This window comes from Streptomyces sp. NPDC102278 (genome assembly GCF_044766345.1).
In the GTDB taxonomy this organism is placed as follows: domain Bacteria; phylum Actinomycetota; class Actinomycetes; order Streptomycetales; family Streptomycetaceae; genus Streptomyces.
The window spans coordinates 22,364-38,098 of sequence record NZ_JBIWLV010000005.1; the positions used below are offsets into that span (position 1 = coordinate 22,364).

Genomic DNA, 15,735 nt, shown 5'->3' on the forward strand with positions numbered 1-15,735 from the left:
GCACGCGGCCGACACCCACGGTCAGTACGCGTACGCGGTCACGTACGCGGTGACAGCGGCGCGGGTGGACGAGGTCGACGCCGGTGGACGCGGCGCCGCCCGTGAATGGCGCTCGCGGTCGCGGTCAGTGCGCGCTCTCCCCGTAGAAGCCGAAGGCCCGCGCCAGCCCGGCCCGTACGGCGCCGCGCCGGGTGAGGACGGCGCGGTCGACCGCGCCGAAGAGCGCCGCGAGCGTGATGTCGGTACCGAGGGCCCGGCCCGTGACGCTGATCGTCAGCCGCCTGCCCTTGCCCAGGCCGGACTGCCGGACGCGGACGGTGGCGCCCGGGTCCTCGGAGTCCCGTTCCCTGGTCAGCGTGTACTCCCTGCGGCTGACCGCGGTCAGCCGGTACGAGTCCCCCATGCACCGCAGGCGCAGCGAGCGGCCGCGGCGCGTCCACGCCCACCGGTTCCTCGTCATGGAGACCGTGGCGTCGGCGACGGTCAGCCGCGCGCCGTTCAGGCTCGGTCGGGTCATGACCTGAGCGTGGAGCCCGCTCGCGGAGAATCGCGCGGAGGGTATCCGGCCGCCGCGCACCTCGCTCGTGAGGGTGTCGGCGAAGGCCGTCTTCGGGTGGAGCACCGTGATCTCGCCGAACTCGGTCGAGGTGCCGTGCCAGCCCGTGCGGCGCTCGTACCCCTCGCCCTCCTTCCACGCCCGCAGCGTGAAGGGGGCGGTGGTGGTGTGCATGACTCTCCCAGGGACTGTCGGACGGGGAGGACGGGGAGGACGGACCTCGGAACGACACGGCGACGGGGCGACATGACGACAGGACGACAGGGCGACACGTCAGCGGGACGACACGTCGGCGGGGCCGGGCGCTGTCCGCCCGGCCCCGCGACCACACTGCCGTGTCACCTCACGACGCCATCTGTCTGTCAGGCGTCGAGGACCTGGCCCTCGCGCTTCACCACGGGCGGCTCGACCGACCAGGGGAAATTGATCCACTCGTCGGTCTTCTTCCACACGTACTCGCACTTCACGAGCGAGTGCGACTTCTCGTAGATGACCGCGGAGCGCACCTCGGCGACGTGGCCGAGGCAGAAGTCGTGGACGAGCTTGAGCGTCTTCCCGGTGTCGGCCACGTCATCGGCGATGAGGACCTTCTTGTTCGTGAAGTCGATCGCCTCGGGCACCGGCGCGAGCATCACCGGCATCTCCAGGGTGGTGCCCACGCCCGTGTAGAACTCCACGTTCACGAGGTGGATGTTCTTGCAGTCGAGCGCGTAGGCCAGACCGCCGGCCACGAACACGCCGCCGCGGGCGATGCTCAGGATGATGTCGGGCTCGTAGCCGTCGTCGGCGATGGTCTGCGCCAGCTCGCGCACGGCGCGACCGAAACCCTCGTAGTTCAGGTTCTCGCGTACGTCGCTCATGCCTCGTGCCTCACCTGGGTGCGGTGGAAGTTCTGGAAGGAACGCGAGGCCGTCGGGCCGCGCTGCCCCTGGTAACGGGATCCGTACCGCTCGCTCCCGTACGGGAACTCCGCGGGCGAGCTGAGCCGGAACAGGCACAGCTGCCCGATCTTCATGCCCGGCCACAGCTTGATCGGCAGCGTCGCGAGGTTCGACAGCTCCAGGGTCACGTGACCGGAGAACCCGGGGTCGATGAACCCGGCCGTCGAATGCGTCACCAGACCGAGGCGCCCCAGACTGGACTTCCCCTCCAGCCGGGAGGCGATGTCGTCGGGCAGCGAGATGACCTCGTACGTGGAGGCGAGCACGAACTCGCCCGGGTGGAGGATGAACGCCTCGTCCCCGTCCGGCTCCACCAGCCGGGTCAGGTCCGACTGCTCGGTGGCGGGGTCGATGTGCGCGTACCGGTGGTTCTCGAAGACCCGGAAGAACCGGTCGAGACGTACATCGATGCTGGAGGGCTGCACCATCGACTCGTCGAACGGGTCGATGCGAACCCGTCCGCTGTCGATCTCGGCCCGGATGTCTTTGTCAGAGAGAAGCACGCCCCGAGGATACGCAGAGCGCACGGGCCACCCCCAATCGAGAGCGGCCCCCGCGCGCCTGCCGACGCCCCGCGACTAACGCTTCGCGCCACCGACGGGCACGGCATGCCTCAGCCGAGCGCACCGCGGGCACCGCAGCAACCGCCCCGGCCCGATCCGACCGGCACCGAGGTGCTGCAGCGGAAACGAGGCGGTGCTGAATACATGCCCTTCGGCACAACGGACGACGGTGTGCTCCATCGAGTCCCTTTCCCCAACCAGCCGTACTGCGACGAATCGCCACATTAAGGGATGACCGGGACCCACTCCAGCCGCCGCTCCGAACCCCTACGGTACGCCCCAACTCCCCCTCGTACGCGTCTCGCTGCACCCCTCACACAACGACGACCCCGCGGCAAATTCACCGAGGGTCGATCATGGGGTAGAGTGTGCAACGATACGGCTCCACGCAATTGGACCGCCGTGCGGATGTAGTTTAATGGTAGAACATGAGCTTCCCAAGCTTATAGCGCGGGTTCGATTCCCGTCATCCGCTCTTGCCAGAAGGCCCAGGTCAGCGACCTGGGCCTTCTTCGTTGTCTCGCCACCGGCGTCCTTCGCTCACACTGAACCGCAGTTGTTCCGGCGGGCCGAAGGCCGGCTCAGGGAGCGGCCGGTGCACGACCGCACCTAGCTCGCGAGCGCCTTGAACAGGCCGCGGATCTCGTTCTCGTCCGCGATCACCGGCAGGGTGTCGAAGTAGAGCTCCCACTCGCCCTTCGGGCCAATGCGCTCGACGATCCCGAAGGGGATGTCGGTGCCCTTGGGGTCGGTGCCCTCGGGGTCGGTGCCGTTGGGGTCAGTCATCGTGCCATGCCACTCGATGTACGTGGTGGTGCGGCCGAAGGCGACCTGGCCCGCCTTGAACTCGACGTCGGCGTTCTCGAACAGCCGCTGCAGGTAGGCGGTCTTGCCCTCCTGGGTGGTCAGCGACCGGTCCAGGCCGGGCCCGGCCAGCTTGGCGTTGCCGGTACGGGCGGCCAGCGCGGCAGCGTCCCCGCTGTTCCAGGCGGCGAGGCGGGCGGGGATTTCCTGGGCGTGGAACCGGTCGGGGGCCGCTCCGCGCGGGCCGGGGCCGGCCGGGTCGGCGATGCCAGCGAAGAGGGGGCGGGGTCGCTGAGACTCGGGCAAGACCTGGAACAGCTCGTAGCGGTCGTAGTAGCGGCGCGCCTGGATGGTCTTGCCGTCATCGCCGAGGACGTTGCGGGCGATTTGCGGGTAGCTGACCTTGTGGCCCTTGAGGGTGACCGTGTTCTGCTGGCCGAACATCATCACGGCGCCGTCGGCAACCACGTTCGTGCCGCGGTAGCGGAGGTCCGGCACGAGGCGGAGTGAGTTGCTGATCGAGGCTCCGATCACTTCGTGGCCGCGCTGGGGCTTGCCGCCGGCTTCCCAGAGGCTGGCCTCCTCGTCGAAGATGTCCAGGTAGGTCTGGAGGCTGGGGGCCTCGCCGAAGACGATCTGCCGCTTCATGAAGGCGCAGGCGTTCGGGGTGATCCGCCCTTCGAGCCGGTCTACCTTCTCGCGGACCTCGGCGCACTCGCCGCCCTCGGCGGTGGCGGTGGCCGGCGCGGCACCGACGGTGAGGCCTGCGAGGAGAGTGGCCGCCGCGAACACTCCGATGCGCGTGCACCGCCGCATATCCATGTGGTTCCCCGTTCGTGATCGCTTGATCGCTTCGATGGATCAAGGTTCTTCGAGAGCGTCAGAGGAAACGATTACCTCAGGGGTAATGACGGGCAGTTGACAGTGCGGATGACGACCGACCACGGATGACAGGCACTGGCACGGACATCCACGGACTCGACCGCCGCCGCACCCTCGCCAGCGCACCTTTTGGTGGGCCTCACTTGACGACAGGGGACCCGCACAGCTTCTGGTGGAGGCCGAGGCCGGCCAAGGATGGGAGCGTGCCCCAACTGTGCACTCAGGAGCGGTCAACAGCGGTCAGACCCGGAGCGGGCAGAGGCTCCGGAAGACGCTCGGCAGGGATGATTTACACAGGTCAGACCCCGTACGAACAATTTCCGCGCCATAGATTCCCAAGCTTGTAGCGCGGGTTCGATTCCCGTCATCCGCTCTTGAACGAAGCTCCAGGTCAGCGACCTGCGGCTTGTGTGTTGCCTGTACCTCTCAGTCTTTACTGTGCCCTGAATCGGCGGATCTGCAGGCGGCGCAACGGACCTATACGTCCCCAACAGCGCCGGCCGCCAGGTACACAACGGCGACGTCCTGGTCACGCTGGCAACGGCCGCTTCTCGAAGCCCGCCGCCGACTTCCGCAAGTCCCAGCATCTCCACCTCGTCGACCGCCACCTCCTCGCCCTGAAGGCCGGCGGCTCCCGCCCCTTGTGGGAACTACTGCGCTCCGTCCACCACCGCGGAAACGCGACACCAACCTCTGGTCCCACCGTGACGGCTGCCCCTTCACCAAGGAGGAGGAGGAGGCTGGTCGTTCGACTAGCCGTCGAAGTCTGTCGCCGCCAGGGTCAGGAGGCTCTCGCCGGGAGCGAGGGTGACCGCGTCGGCCTCCGCCACACTGCGCCCCACCAGGAACCAGTCCGACTTCTCGTAGCTGAGGGGATGCGAGCCGTCGGGGTCCGGGTGCCAGCCCAGACGCTCCAGCTCTGCCGCGATCTTCGGCAGGGCCCGGTCCGCGTCGGGGGTGGCGAGAACCGCGGCCCAACCGGCGAAGCTCGGGTTCGGGGTGCCGTTAGACGGGCCGGTGGTCTTGCCCTTCGCCGGGTCGAGGCCGGCCTTGCGGATCGCCGCCTGCAGCTCGCGGTCCACGGTGCTCCGATCGACGTCCTGCGCCTGAGACCCGGAGCCGTCGGCCGTGCAGCCGGCCAACGGAGCGACTGCAAGCAGGATCGCGCAGGCCAGGGACCTCGTGGCAGTCCCGGACGTCCTGGACGTCCTGGACGTCATCGACGGTCTCATGTGTGCCCGCAAGGAAAAGCCCCCACCCCGGTTTGTCAGAAGGGGAGTCTCACACACCTCGTCGGGTCCCTGGACCCGCCCTACACCAAAGTCCCGAGCATGCCGGCACTTGGAACGCCCCACAGGACGTGGGCAATCTTCTCCGACTTGAGGTCGATGCTGTCGAGCCCCGCCACGGTCAGCAAGGTCCGCGATGATGAGGACGCCTCGAACTCGTTCGATCATTTTGCCCTGTCCTCTTGCTGGTTGACGGTTTCATCCCAGCAGCGCGAACCGCGCTGGATGACATCAGACAGCGGTCGCGTGCCCGTCACAGTGGGCAGGGGGGAGGAAGCACCCGTCCTTGGAGGCAAGTCCTTGTGGCCGTGCGGCTGGATCCGCGCACTCCTGGCTTCGCGTCCCCGGGCCACATGGTGCAGCAGGGCCGAGATCGCCGTGGCGTTGATCATTGCGCCGATCAAGAGCGGGGCGTGGATGCCGAGTCCGACCCACAGGTCGGGCTCGACGACCACGGACCTGTCCGCGCGCTGACCGCCGCGCAGGCCGTGCGGGTCAAGGACGGCGCGCTGGACGTCGCGAACGACGTGGAGAGCGTGCGGCGCACTACAACCATCCGACGACGAAAGTCCGTTGGCGAGCGTTTGTTGACGAACGTCCTGCGGTGAGGAGTCGCGCGGCCGGGCGGCGATCGGCGGAGCTGCGCGGCGGTCGGTGGGGCTGCGCGGCGGTCGGTGGAGCTGCGCGGCGGTTGGCCGGGCTGCGCGACAGCCGGTGGGGCTGTGCGGGTGTGTGTGTCGGCGCAGCCCCGCCGGCCCGGTCGTCCCCGACCGCGCGGCTGTGACAGTGGCCGTCGGGCGTCGGGTGTCGGGCGTCGGGCGGGCCGCGGTCTGTGGGGTGGGGGCGGCGCCCGCAGGCACAGCTGGGCAGGGTCCCCGGTGCTTCCCCGGCGCTTCCCCGGTGCTTGCCCACGGTCAGGTGGCTCGGCGGGCGTACCGTTATGTTGGTACGGCAGTACCATCAACCGCACCGGCCGCGGGCCCACCGCCGACCGGGCCCCATCCCCGACCGGGCGGAGACACCCCAACATGCCGAAGCGCGTGGACCACGAGGAACGGCGGTCGCAGATCGCCGAGGCGCTCGTCCGGGTCGCCGGACGGCGCGGACTGCACGCGGTCGGGATGCGCGACGTCGCAGCCGAGGCCGGCGTGTCCCTGCGCCTGGTGCAGTACTACTTCGAGACCAAGGAGAAACTTCTCCTCTACGGACTCCAGCACCTGACCGACCGCTTCACGGCGCGCGTCGGCGCCCGGCTCGCCGCCGCGGGCCCGGCCCCGGGACCACGCGCGACCGTCGAGGCGCTCCTCCTGGCATCGCTCCCCACCGACGAGGAGAGCCGCACCTTCCACCTGCTCTACAGCTCGTACGCGATCCTGTCCGTGACCGACGAGGCTTTGGCCGCCCAGCCGTTCATCGACAACCCCGACGCCGCGGAGGACGCCGTGACCGGGCTGATCGACGGGGCCCGGGAAGCCGGTCTGGCCGACCCGGACGTGGACGCGCGCACGGAGGCGATCAGTCTGCTCGCCATGGCGGGCACCCTGGGGACCAGCATCCTCGTGGGGCAGCGGACTCCCGAGTCGTCCATCGAGGTACTGCGCCACCACCTGGACCGGATCTTCACGCCGCCTGCGGGCGGGTAGCCTCCGCCGTTCCTTCGGCACGCACCCGTTCCGGTACGTCGGTGGAGCGCCGGCGGGGCATGGCCACGACGCCGGTCGCTCCCGGGCACAGTGGTGATCACGCGGGAGACCTCCCGCGCCGACCGCACCACACGGGGGCACTTCACATGCGTATCAACCGGACCCGCGCCATCCACCCGCCCCGGACCACCCACCGGACCCGCACCACCGCCCTGGCCGCCGCCACCGCCGGTCTCGCCCTGGCCCTGACCGCCTGCGGCGGCGGCTCGGCCACCGCGGGCGGATCGACCGCGGGCGGATCGACCGCGACGCCCGGCCCGGATGCCAAGCCCGTCTCCTCCGCGTCCGCGGTCGCGTCCGCGGTCGCCTCGCCCGCCGCGACGAACGGCAAGACGGCCGCCGGAGCCGGTACGGGTGGCACGGGAACCCCGGGTACGCCCGTCACCCCGGCGAATGCCGGTTCGGACGACGCCGCCGACGACTCCTACGCCTACCGCCACCCGTGCTCCGCGAGGAACCTGACCGTCAAGGTCACCTCCCCGCAGGGCGCGCCCGCCGGCGTCCGCGTGATCACGGTGACCAACAACGGTTCCACCGCGTGCGGCCTGGACTACCACCCCGCCGTCGGCTTCAGCGCCAAGGGCGCGGCGCTCGGCATCCAGGCCACCGCCCCCGAGGGCCTGGGCGGCGCGCCCGCGTACCCGGTGCGAGCCGGCGCCACCGCGTACGCCGCCGTGAACCTCAACCCCTCGGGCGGCAACGGCCCCGTGGCCGACGAGATCAACATCCTGGCCGACGGCTCGCACATGCCGAACGCGGACGGCGTCAGCCTCCCGCTCGCCAAGCCGGGTAGCGTCGTCAAGCCGAAGGTGGGCCTGTACCGCACCAACGCGGGCGACTCACTCAAGACGCTCTGACGCACCCACTACGGCCGATGACCGGCCGACGCCAACCGATGCCGGCGGCCGGCGGCCTACGTGTCGAACTCGCCGACCCAGCTCCGGTTCAGGAGCTGGATCGGCAGGTAGTCAGAGACCACGTCGATGGGAAAGTCACCGTCGAAGGCGAAGCACGCCATGGCCAGAGGGCCGATCGCCCACAGGCCGCGAACGTCGAAGTCCCGGTCCTCCTGGCTCCAGTACGTCTTGTGTGCTTCGAGCGCCTCGACCAGAGCCTTGTTGAAACCGTCGTGGTCGCGCTTGACGAACCGGTAGAAGAGATTGATCGGCGGATACGAGACCTGCTGGAGCCACTCCCGGGGCGCGATCCGGACCGCGTCGGGATGGGACAGCCGAAAGGCCGCGGTCAGCTCCTCCACCATCTCCGCCTGCCGGTGCGTCCAGTACGCCTGGAGGGCCCCGACCCAGTGGTACAGGTACTCGTCGTGCATGGCCCCGGACGCGCGGAGCCTGTCCACAGGGACCGCGCACAGCTCGGTCATGCGTTCCTGGTCACGGCAGATGACCGCGAAGAAGAAGGCGTCCAGCCAGTTCGGCGCACTGGCGAACTTCTTGGGGCCCATGGCCGGAAGTCGCCGGATCCCATGGTGAATTCGACACTCGACGGTTCCCTCGGTTCCCTCGGTTCCCTCGGTTGCTCCGGTGATCCGGAACAGCGCGGAACCCACCTGCGCGGCATTGACCACCGCTTCCCAGGTGTCGATGGCCCCACCGACCGGATCCACCGCCGCGCGTGCACCCACGGCGAGCCGAACGGAATCCCACACCGCGTCGATCATCCGCGGTGATTTCTCTAGGGATTCGATCCGCTTGATCACCGAGCTTGTCATTCGCTCCGCATACTCCTCGGCATCAGGTCCTGCTGGGGCACCGTGGCGCTCAACAGTGAAGGTCACTCGTTCTCCCTGATGTCGAACCTCTGCTTTGTGTATCCAGCGTACGCGCCTGCATTGTCCTGACCCTTGACCACAACGTAGTCAAGGCGCCCCTCATCCAGTGCCGTACGAAGCTTCTCGGCAAGAACACCGTCGCTCGCGAACTCGTCCTTGCGACCCCGCTTCTCCATCTGCTGGATGATGTCGAGGAAATAGGTACGAGAACCCTGGGAGTGACGCGCACCATTGACGATTCGCTCACCCAGAGCGGTTTCGACATGACTCTTCGCCTCGACGACGATGAACTTGTCACCCTGCTGCCAGACCTGGTCGAATTGATCTTTTCCGCTCTTCGGTCCGTGCAGCTTGAATTCCGTGGCGTTGGGATACGTTTCGGGAATCATGTGGTGGCGCGCGATGCCTTCCCCGTACAGCTCGCTCGCCTTGGTCGCCACGGCATGGGGCCCCCTGTGCGCCGCCACTTCGTCCAGATCGGCCACCAGATCCAGATTGGTCGGATCCTTCTTGAGGGCGGTCCGGGCGTCGCCGTGGGCGTCGTGATAGGGCTTGTCCGCGGCAATGGCGTTGTCGCGGTAGTACGGTCAGACTTCTTCCCCCTGCGCGCGCAGCGCTACCAGGTCCAAGGGCCCCTCGGTGTCTTCCAGCGAGCGCCCCGTCAGCTCGGTGAGGGCCTGGCAGGGTGACCGCCCCTGTTCATAGGCGGAGCGCAGACGGTCCAGCCATGTGAGAGCGGCCCGATACCTCTCGCCATCGTCGAGGTCGAGAGGCTCGAAGCTCGCGGCAGGCTCAGTCTCGGAGGCCCAGAGATATCCGAGCACGCCGCGGTCGTCCGTCACCGGCACGTATCGGACGTCGCCCGTCACCGAGCGTCGGTAGCCGATGTTTCCGAAGCCGGGCGCGTGGGTGAAGACGTCGTAGCGTCGGGGGAGCTCATACCGGGACCAGGAGTCGGATGGGGTTCCGTCCTGGTCGGTATGGGGAACGACGCCCGTCTCGGTCGGCGTACCGAAGTAAGTGGGATCCTCGGGATCCATCTCGGATCCGAGAACGTTGGTGAGCTCCGCGAGCACAAGCTCCAGGCGCGGCGCGTTCGCCTCGTACACGGCAGCCTGGGCACGACCCCTGAGGTCGAACGGCATCCAGGCATCAGAATAGGTGACCAGCTCTACCGCAGCGAAGTTCACGTCGGCGGATGCGTTGAGGTCGAACAGGCCTTCCGTCCTGAGCTCCTCCTCGCCGTTGAACAGTGAGCCGATCAAAGTGCTCCTGGCATCCACGGATCCGATGCGGCCGAGGCGCATGGCAGACCTGACCTCGCCCGCCAACTCTTCAGTAGGTCTGGTTGCAGTCAATTCGCCCTGGAACAGCACGCCTGCCGGCGTGCCGGCCTCCGAAACGGTGAGGTGGAACGTCGGCTCGCCGATCGCAAGCCGCTGCGTGACCAGGACAGCCCGAGCCGCCATCAGGTCCTTGAGGCACCGGACGAGTGGATCCACACCCTCAATGAAGTCGCCCCACGTCCATCGGGCCACTGGCGTACTGGCGAGCACTGCAATACCTCCGGCATGAACTTACCGTCCCGGGGGACAAAAATGACTCCGTCCGGCGTGCGAATCACGAACTGCACCGCTCTGGTGTCGTACTTCTCCTGGAGACGCACCAGCTGCGTCTCCATTTCACTCCTCGGAATCTTCGAGTCGATCACGAAGGTCTGCACATCAGCGTGAGAGTCGGTGAGCTGATGAATGCTTTTAATTCGCGGTCCTCGTGGTGGCGCTCGACGTGACCGTCAGTCGCCTTCCTCGGCGTCGGGTCGCACCCATGCGCTCACGGGGGCGCCCTTCTCGTCCCATGCGAAGGCCGCAAGAGCGATGTGGCCGTCCTCGCTGTACAGCAGCCTCTGCGCGAGAACTCCGTTCTCATGCCATCTCAGAGCCTCTCCCGCCAGGAACCCGCTCCGCATGACCCCCGTTGCCTGGAGGACCCCGCTCGCGAACCAGTGCCGGTACGGCCCGTCCTTGATGCCTTGCGTGTAGGTCGTGACACTCACGCGGCGACCGGCGAGGTGTTCCTCGGCCTCGCCCGTGAACAACTCGCCCTTGTAGAGGAGCCGTTGTCCGTAGTCGCCGTCCACGTCCGGATCGTCCACGTCGATGCGACGCACCTGCCTCGTCACGCCGCCCGTGCCCACGTGGGGAATTCGCCAAGCCAGGAGCGCTGCAGCAGGTGGTGCGGCAGATAGCCCGACTCGACCTGGACCGGCATCTTGCCGTCGAAGGCGAAGCACGCCACGGCCAGGGGGGCCGGCGCGAGGTGCCCGGCCGGCTTCTCGGATCGTTTGTCGGCGGTCCAGTACGCCTTGTGCAGCTTCAACGTGTGCACCAAAGCCTTGTTGAAGCCCTCCACGTCCTGGGTGATGAACAGGCGGAAGAGGTTGATCGGCGGGGTCAGTACCCGCTCCAACATCGCCCGCGGCACCTGCACCGCGACGTCGGGTGATGACATCTCCGCCGCGCGGGTCAACTTCTCCACCAGGCCAGGGCCTTGGAGCCAGTACGTCTGCAGCGTGTCGACCCAGTGCAGGACGTACTCCTCGAACCCACTCACATGGAGCCGGTCGAGCGGGAATCGGCACAGCTCGGTCAGCCGCGCCTGATCCCGACACACCACGGCGAGCCAGAACAGTGAGTCCCAGGTCTCCAACTTCGCCGCACGCGGATCGACGGTGCAGCGAGCCCCGAGATGCAGCAGCGCGTCACCGAATACCTGCCCTAGCGAGTGGGGATACTGCTCCACTTCGTCGATGTCCTCCGTGAGGTATTCGCCGAGGGACTCGACTCACCCCTCTTCCGTGACACCCGCCGCGAAATGTCGACTGACAACCACAGTCACCGCCTGGTCCCCTTGCCGGTGTCAAAGCCTTACGCGGGGACGAAAGTCGAACCCGTCACCCACCCGCTGACCAGACATCAATCGCGACCAACCCACACTGTCCGCCTGGTATCCGCGAGTTACTCGCGATGCCAGTCGCGAGTAACGTTGCCGTCCTCGTCCCAAAATGTCTCGTCTCGCAGGCTGTAGATGTCATCGTCGAAGAATCGCCGCGCCTTCACGGCTCCGTTGGGATGCCATTCCATGAACTCACCTGTCGCCATGCCGTTCCGCACGGTGCCCAGCGACTTCCGCGACCCGTCCGGATACCACCCTTGAGACAGGCCGTCTCGAACGCCTTCCACGTAGACATCGAGGTAGACCATCTGCTCGTCTACGTACTCGGCGACCTCCCCGGTGAACAACTCGCCTTGGTACAGCATTCGCTGCCCCATATCCATTTCAACATCAGGATCATCGATGTCGACACGATGCACTGGGTCCATCAGGGAATCCAATTGTCGTCACTTGGCGGATATCCGGTGAAGCGCCCATTCTTGGCCGGCATACCGGGCAGCATATTGTAGCAGTTGGCACAGAACGGAGCGCCGAATCCAGGGATACCGGTTTCCCTGTTTTTCAAGAACGGGAATTCAACGGCCGCATGTATCTCCTTGAGCGCATCCGGCCCGGCGGACATCCCGAGTCGTGTACGAGCCCACAGCAACTCGTTGGTCGCCTTCACTTCCGCGTGCCCCAGCGGCTCATCGGGGTGCGGCTTGTTCGGAGCCACCTTTTCGTAGAGTTCACGAAGCGTGGGGTGCAGCTTGTCCTTGGGAATTACATTGCCGGGACGCCCGTTGATTCCCTCGATCACGATGCCGGTCCGCGTGTCCATGACCGCGCCCACGCACGCGCCCGTATCGCCCTTGACGAACGTCTTCGCGTCCTTGGCATCCCGGTAGACCTGCGCCCTCTCCTTCGCGAGGTCGTCGAGGTACTGGTCGACAGGCTTGCCGTCGATGTGCGTGACCATGTCGTCCACCACCGTCACACCGGGGCGCTTCAGGTCGACCAGGTCCAGCAGCTTCTCCCCGTGTCCGGCCGGGTGCTTTCCGTCCGGGTCGGGCAGCCGGGTGTCCTGGGAAATCGCGTCGGCCGGGTTCGATACGGTGCCGTGCTCGGGGTGGCCTGCGGACGCGTCATGGGACGGGGACGGTGACGGGTCGGAGTGGCCGTGAGGCGGAAGCGTCGGGTCGTCCGTGTGACCGGCGCCCGAGGAGGGCCCGTCGCCGTGACCCGTGCCGCCCGGCCCGTCGCCGTGGCTCCCGCCGCCCGGGCCGTCCGTGTGGGTCGTACCGCCGCCCGGGCCGTCCGTGTGCCCGCCGCTGACCGGGGTGGTGTCACCGTGGCCACCCGTGCCCGGAGGGTGGTTGTCCGCGCTGTTGCGCGGCATGCCGTCCGGGGCGTGGCCGCCCGGGGTGCCGTGGTCGCCGGCGCGGCCCGTGGGGGTGTTGTCGATGCCGTGGGCGCCGTTGTCCACCGCGCGGACCGGTTCGGAGATGTCGGAGCCGACGCGGATGACGTCGTCGCCGCCTCGGGCGCCGACTCCCGCCAGGACCGGGGTCTCCTGGCGGACCGGGACCTCCGTCTTGGGGGTGTTCGCGCCCGCGTCGATCTTCGGGGACGGTTCCGGTCGGGCCTCGCCGGCCTTCTGGTAGAGGCTGCCGTCCTCCTTGTAGAGGTTGCCCGCCTCGTCGGCGTACTTCGCGGGGCCGTCGAAAGGCCACTTGACCGTGCCCGGGGGCAGGGCGGTGGTGCCTTCGGGGAGCTTGATCGTGTCGTCGGAGACCTTGATGGCCCCCTCGGGTATCGGGGTGTCCTTGGGGAGCTGAATCGTTCCGTCGGGCAGTTCCATGGCGCCCTCGGGGAGGCTGAACGCGCCCTCGTCGATCCTGGGCACCTCGATCTTGCCCATGCCCTTCAGACCGGCCATGACATCGCCGATCTTCGAGACGCCGGCGCCGGCGCCCTTGAAGACGTACGTCATGGGGTCGATCGCCCGGCCGGCCTTGCCCGCCAGGGAGATCGCCTTCGCCGCGAGCCCCGCCTTGCCCGCACCCGCCGCCGCACCGCCCGCGCCGCCGGTGAACACCGTGGTCAGCACGTTGAACGTGACGGCGCCGGCCGCGCGCGAAGGGTTCGAACCCCATTGGTCCCAGGCGACGAGCGCCTTGCCGGTCTCCTTCATCGCCGTGCGCGAATCCCGGATCCACGGCGGCAGATCCTTGTCGTCCGCCAGCCAGAACACCGCCGCCGCGGGGGAGGCGGTGATCGCCACACCCGTCAGGAGCTTGCCCAGCCCCGTCCACGCCTGTCCCGCCGCGTCCCAGCCGTCGAAGCCGACCAGCGTTCCCAGGCCCTTGATCGTGCCCCACACGCCGTCGACGATCAGGCCCTTGCCGAAGTCGTAGGCGTGCTCCCACACCTGCCACGCCGGGACCGACTCCTCCACCGCGTCACCCCACGGCAGCGTCTTGGCCTGCTTGAGGGCCTCGGCGTCATAGCCGTACATGCCCTCGCCGTTGGAGCCGTCGTTGACCTTCAGCGGCGTGCCGCACACCAGCGCCACGATCTTGTCGTGCGCGTGCCGCTCCGCCGCCTGGAACTGCGTCCACACCTCGGCGATCTTGTTCCGGCGTTCGAGGTTCTCGTCGATGAGATCCCCGTCCTCGATCCAGTCCTCGTCCTGGGAGACCTTGGACTTGAACGACGCGGCCTCGACCTTCAGCTCCTCCATCCTCTTCACCAGAGGACGGATCTCCTGCGCGTACGTGCCCAGCGCTCCCGCGATGGTGCACATGTCGCCGCTGAACGACATCGTGATGTCGACGACCGGCTTGGTCACCGCGAACAACTGCTCGGCCTCGGGGGCCTGGTAGTACGCCGACATCCCGCCGAAGGTGGTGTGGACGGACGAACCGGCGTTCGCGAGCGCGCCGCCGTCCGCCGACAGGGCCTTGACCTTCTCGTCCAACACCGACAACTGACCCGTGAAGACGGGAACGTTCGCCGGATCGACCGGTGCGTTGCTCACTTGTGCCCTCCTGCGGCTTCCTTGAGCTGGTCGAGGCGCACGTTCTTCGCCGCGTCCTGGGCCTCCTTGGCCGCTTCCAGGTCGCCTTGGACGTACTCGTTCGTCGCCTTCGCCGCGCCCAGGACCGCGGCCTGGATGCGGTCCACCATCGACTTGAGGTCCGTCTGCCGCTTCTCCAGGTACTGGCTGAGCGCCGCGCCCACCGGGCCGGTGCTGCCCCGGTGCGACAAGGGCACCTGCCCGACCGGCACCGGCCCCTGCATGGTGGGTGAGGGCACCTTGGCCGCCGATCCCGGAACCGCCGTACCGGCCGCGTACGCGGCCTCCGACATGTCCGTCATCAGCTTGTTCAGCGCTTTCTCCAGATCACCCGCGCGCTCACCGGTGAGCTTGAGCTGGCTCTGCACACCCTGCGGCTTGATGTCCCACGACGTCATGGCTCCCCCGAAGCTCCGACAACCCCACTCAGCCGATGTTGTCGACCGCGGCCTTGGCCCGCGCCAGCGTCTGCTGCGCCGTCGCGTCGTTCTTCTCCAGCGTCGTCTTGAGCAGCCGGATGATGTTCTTCACCTCTTGGGAGGCGTTCTTCCACCGCAGTTCCTTGGCGTGGTAGTCGTCCGCCACGCCGTCCGCCGCGAAGTCCGACATCGCCGCGCTCACCTGCGCCTCGCGCGCCGCGATCACCTGCTCCAACTGGCCGATGACCACCTGGATGTTGCCCTGCGCCTCGGTCGAGGCACCCGTGTCGTAGGACCGACGGTCCGTGTCACCGGCCATCACACATCACACTCCCCGTGTGGTTGAAGGGTTCTGAGAGGATCAGCGGCCGGAGAAGCGGGCCGCGTCGAAGTTGCCAGCGCCCATCTGCGTGCGCGCGTTGTCGCCGTGTTCCTGGTCGCCGGTGCCGAAGGCCTGCTCCATGCCGGACTGACCGCCGAGGATGGCCGACAGCGAGGCGTTCAGTTCCTTCGTGATCCCGTCCGACCGCAGCTTGAACGAGTCGAACGCGACCTTGCCCTGGCCATTGAACTTGCCTTCCAGGGGCTGCGCCGCGTTGATCAGCTGCTGGATCAGCGTTCCCAGGTCGGTACTCGAGTTCCGCGACCCCGACATCAGGCTCGTCAGAACCTGCGTCCCCATGTCGAACTTCATTCCACTCCCCCGCACACTCGGTTGATCGTAAGTATGTTCATTTCTATCAACTCACGTCGCTTGTGCAACCAGCAACCGGTTA

At 67.7% G+C, this 15,735-nt stretch carries 18 protein-coding genes and 1 tRNA gene; 4 read left to right on the forward strand and 15 right to left on the reverse strand.

Features of this window, described 5'->3' with window-relative positions:
- Nucleotides 1-124: 124 nt before the first annotated feature.
- The 3 genes from ACIRO3_RS14700 to dcd all read right to left on the reverse strand — a co-directional run bounded on the left by ACIRO3_RS14700 (nucleotide 125) and on the right by dcd (nucleotide 2,000).
- On the reverse strand, nucleotides 125-730 hold the full coding sequence (locus ACIRO3_RS14700) for a hypothetical protein (protein WP_404136387.1): 606 nt from the start codon (nucleotides 728-730) through the stop codon (nucleotides 125-127).
- 188 nt (nucleotides 731-918) lie between these two features.
- A complete protein-coding gene (locus tag ACIRO3_RS14705) occupies nucleotides 919-1,416 on the reverse strand; it encodes a phosphoribosyltransferase (RefSeq protein ID WP_053675422.1) in 498 nt (165 codons plus the stop codon).
- Nucleotides 1,413-2,000, reverse strand: coding sequence for a dCTP deaminase (dcd, locus tag ACIRO3_RS14710; protein ID WP_361770345.1), 588 nt, complete (start codon nucleotides 1,998-2,000; stop codon nucleotides 1,413-1,415). The genes ACIRO3_RS14705 and dcd overlap by 4 nt, the downstream gene beginning before the upstream one ends.
- Nucleotides 2,001-2,464: 464 nt before the next feature.
- Here dcd and ACIRO3_RS14715 point away from each other — a divergent pair.
- A tRNA-Gly gene (locus ACIRO3_RS14715) sits at nucleotides 2,465-2,535 on the forward strand.
- Between the two features lie 134 nt (nucleotides 2,536-2,669).
- Here ACIRO3_RS14715 and ACIRO3_RS14720 read toward each other — a convergent pair.
- Both ACIRO3_RS14720 and ACIRO3_RS14725 read right to left on the reverse strand, forming a co-directional pair.
- Nucleotides 2,670-3,686: a hypothetical protein gene (locus ACIRO3_RS14720; protein ID WP_404136391.1), complete on the reverse strand. Its 1,017-nt coding sequence runs from the start codon at nucleotides 3,684-3,686 to the stop codon at nucleotides 2,670-2,672.
- An 812-nt stretch (nucleotides 3,687-4,498) separates the two neighbouring features.
- Nucleotides 4,499-4,828, reverse strand: a complete 330-nt coding sequence (locus ACIRO3_RS14725; RefSeq protein WP_404136395.1) for a hypothetical protein — start codon at nucleotides 4,826-4,828, stop codon at nucleotides 4,499-4,501.
- A 560-nt stretch (nucleotides 4,829-5,388) separates the two neighbouring features.
- On the opposite strand from ACIRO3_RS14725, the gene ACIRO3_RS14730 reads away from it, so the two are divergent.
- The 3 genes from ACIRO3_RS14730 (at nucleotide 5,389) to ACIRO3_RS14740 (ending at nucleotide 7,595) form a co-directional block, all read left to right on the forward strand.
- A complete protein-coding gene (locus tag ACIRO3_RS14730) occupies nucleotides 5,389-5,643 on the forward strand; it encodes a hypothetical protein (protein ID WP_404136397.1) in 255 nt (84 codons plus the stop codon).
- A gap of 420 nt (nucleotides 5,644-6,063) precedes the next feature.
- A complete protein-coding gene (locus tag ACIRO3_RS14735; protein ID WP_404136400.1) occupies nucleotides 6,064-6,678 on the forward strand; it encodes a TetR/AcrR family transcriptional regulator in 615 nt (204 codons plus the stop codon).
- Nucleotides 6,679-6,824: 146 nt separating this feature from the next.
- Nucleotides 6,825-7,595, forward strand: a complete 771-nt coding sequence (locus tag ACIRO3_RS14740) for a DUF4232 domain-containing protein (RefSeq protein ID WP_404136403.1) — start codon at nucleotides 6,825-6,827, stop codon at nucleotides 7,593-7,595.
- A 56-nt stretch (nucleotides 7,596-7,651) separates the two neighbouring features.
- Here ACIRO3_RS14740 and ACIRO3_RS14745 read toward each other — a convergent pair whose 3' ends face one another.
- The 10 genes from ACIRO3_RS14745 to ACIRO3_RS14790 all read right to left on the reverse strand — a co-directional run bounded on the left by ACIRO3_RS14745 (nucleotide 7,652) and on the right by ACIRO3_RS14790 (nucleotide 15,653).
- Nucleotides 7,652-8,467 (reverse strand): immunity 49 family protein, encoded by an 816-nt coding sequence (locus tag ACIRO3_RS14745; RefSeq protein WP_404136406.1) that lies wholly within the window; start codon nucleotides 8,465-8,467, stop codon nucleotides 7,652-7,654.
- Between the two features lie 62 nt (nucleotides 8,468-8,529).
- Complete coding sequence (locus ACIRO3_RS14750) at nucleotides 8,530-9,012, reverse strand: hypothetical protein (protein ID WP_404136408.1); 483 nt, start codon at nucleotides 9,010-9,012, stop codon at nucleotides 8,530-8,532.
- A 102-nt stretch (nucleotides 9,013-9,114) separates the two neighbouring features.
- Entirely contained in the window at nucleotides 9,115-10,029 is a 915-nt protein-coding gene (locus ACIRO3_RS14755) for a hypothetical protein (RefSeq protein ID WP_404136410.1), read from the reverse strand.
- Between the two features lie 293 nt (nucleotides 10,030-10,322).
- Nucleotides 10,323-10,709: a toxin-antitoxin system YwqK family antitoxin gene (locus ACIRO3_RS14760; RefSeq protein WP_404136413.1), complete on the reverse strand. Its 387-nt coding sequence runs from the start codon at nucleotides 10,707-10,709 to the stop codon at nucleotides 10,323-10,325.
- Nucleotides 10,706-11,329 (reverse strand): immunity 49 family protein, encoded by a 624-nt coding sequence (locus ACIRO3_RS14765; protein ID WP_404136415.1) that lies wholly within the window; start codon nucleotides 11,327-11,329, stop codon nucleotides 10,706-10,708. Before ACIRO3_RS14765 ends, ACIRO3_RS14760 begins: the two co-directional genes overlap by 4 nt.
- A 215-nt stretch (nucleotides 11,330-11,544) precedes the next feature.
- The gene (locus tag ACIRO3_RS14770) at nucleotides 11,545-11,910 is read right to left on the reverse strand and encodes a hypothetical protein (protein ID WP_365997251.1); all 366 of its coding nucleotides are present in this window, start codon (nucleotides 11,908-11,910) and stop codon (nucleotides 11,545-11,547) included.
- Nucleotides 11,910-14,501: a hypothetical protein gene (locus ACIRO3_RS14775; RefSeq protein ID WP_404136419.1), complete on the reverse strand. Its 2,592-nt coding sequence runs from the start codon at nucleotides 14,499-14,501 to the stop codon at nucleotides 11,910-11,912. The genes ACIRO3_RS14770 and ACIRO3_RS14775 overlap by 1 nt, the downstream gene beginning before the upstream one ends.
- The gene (locus tag ACIRO3_RS14780; protein WP_361770386.1) at nucleotides 14,498-14,938 is read right to left on the reverse strand and encodes a DUF6507 family protein; all 441 of its coding nucleotides are present in this window, start codon (nucleotides 14,936-14,938) and stop codon (nucleotides 14,498-14,500) included. Before ACIRO3_RS14780 ends, ACIRO3_RS14775 begins: the two co-directional genes overlap by 4 nt.
- Nucleotides 14,939-14,966: 28 nt before the next feature.
- Nucleotides 14,967-15,278 carry a pore-forming ESAT-6 family protein gene (locus ACIRO3_RS14785; RefSeq protein ID WP_267797349.1) on the reverse strand — a complete coding sequence of 104 codons (312 nt, stop codon included), beginning with the start codon at nucleotides 15,276-15,278 and terminating at the stop codon, nucleotides 14,967-14,969.
- Between the two features lie 42 nt (nucleotides 15,279-15,320).
- Entirely contained in the window at nucleotides 15,321-15,653 is a 333-nt protein-coding gene (locus tag ACIRO3_RS14790) for a hypothetical protein (protein ID WP_361770389.1), read from the reverse strand.
- Between the last annotated feature and the right edge of the window lie 82 nt (nucleotides 15,654-15,735).

Coding starts and splice junctions, on each gene's coding strand:
- ACIRO3_RS14700 (WP_404136387.1), bottom strand. CDS start 730: ATGCACACCACCACCGCCCCCTTCACGCTGCGGGCGTGGAAGGAGGGC.
- ACIRO3_RS14705 (WP_053675422.1), bottom strand. CDS start 1,416: ATGAGCGACGTACGCGAGAACCTGAACTACGAGGGTTTCGGTCGCGCC.
- ACIRO3_RS14720 (WP_404136391.1), bottom strand. CDS start 3,686: ATGGATATGCGGCGGTGCACGCGCATCGGAGTGTTCGCGGCGGCCACT.
- ACIRO3_RS14730 (WP_404136397.1), top strand. CDS start 5,389: ATGGTGCAGCAGGGCCGAGATCGCCGTGGCGTTGATCATTGCGCCGAT.
- ACIRO3_RS14735 (WP_404136400.1), top strand. CDS start 6,064: ATGCCGAAGCGCGTGGACCACGAGGAACGGCGGTCGCAGATCGCCGAG.
- ACIRO3_RS14740 (WP_404136403.1), top strand. CDS start 6,825: ATGCGTATCAACCGGACCCGCGCCATCCACCCGCCCCGGACCACCCAC.
- ACIRO3_RS14745 (WP_404136406.1), bottom strand. CDS start 8,467: ATGACAAGCTCGGTGATCAAGCGGATCGAATCCCTAGAGAAATCACCG.
- ACIRO3_RS14770 (WP_365997251.1), bottom strand. CDS start 11,910: ATGGACCCAGTGCATCGTGTCGACATCGATGATCCTGATGTTGAAATG.
- ACIRO3_RS14780 (WP_361770386.1), bottom strand. CDS start 14,938: ATGACGTCGTGGGACATCAAGCCGCAGGGTGTGCAGAGCCAGCTCAAG.
- ACIRO3_RS14785 (WP_267797349.1), bottom strand. CDS start 15,278: ATGGCCGGTGACACGGACCGTCGGTCCTACGACACGGGTGCCTCGACC.
- ACIRO3_RS14790 (WP_361770389.1), bottom strand. CDS start 15,653: ATGAAGTTCGACATGGGGACGCAGGTTCTGACGAGCCTGATGTCGGGG.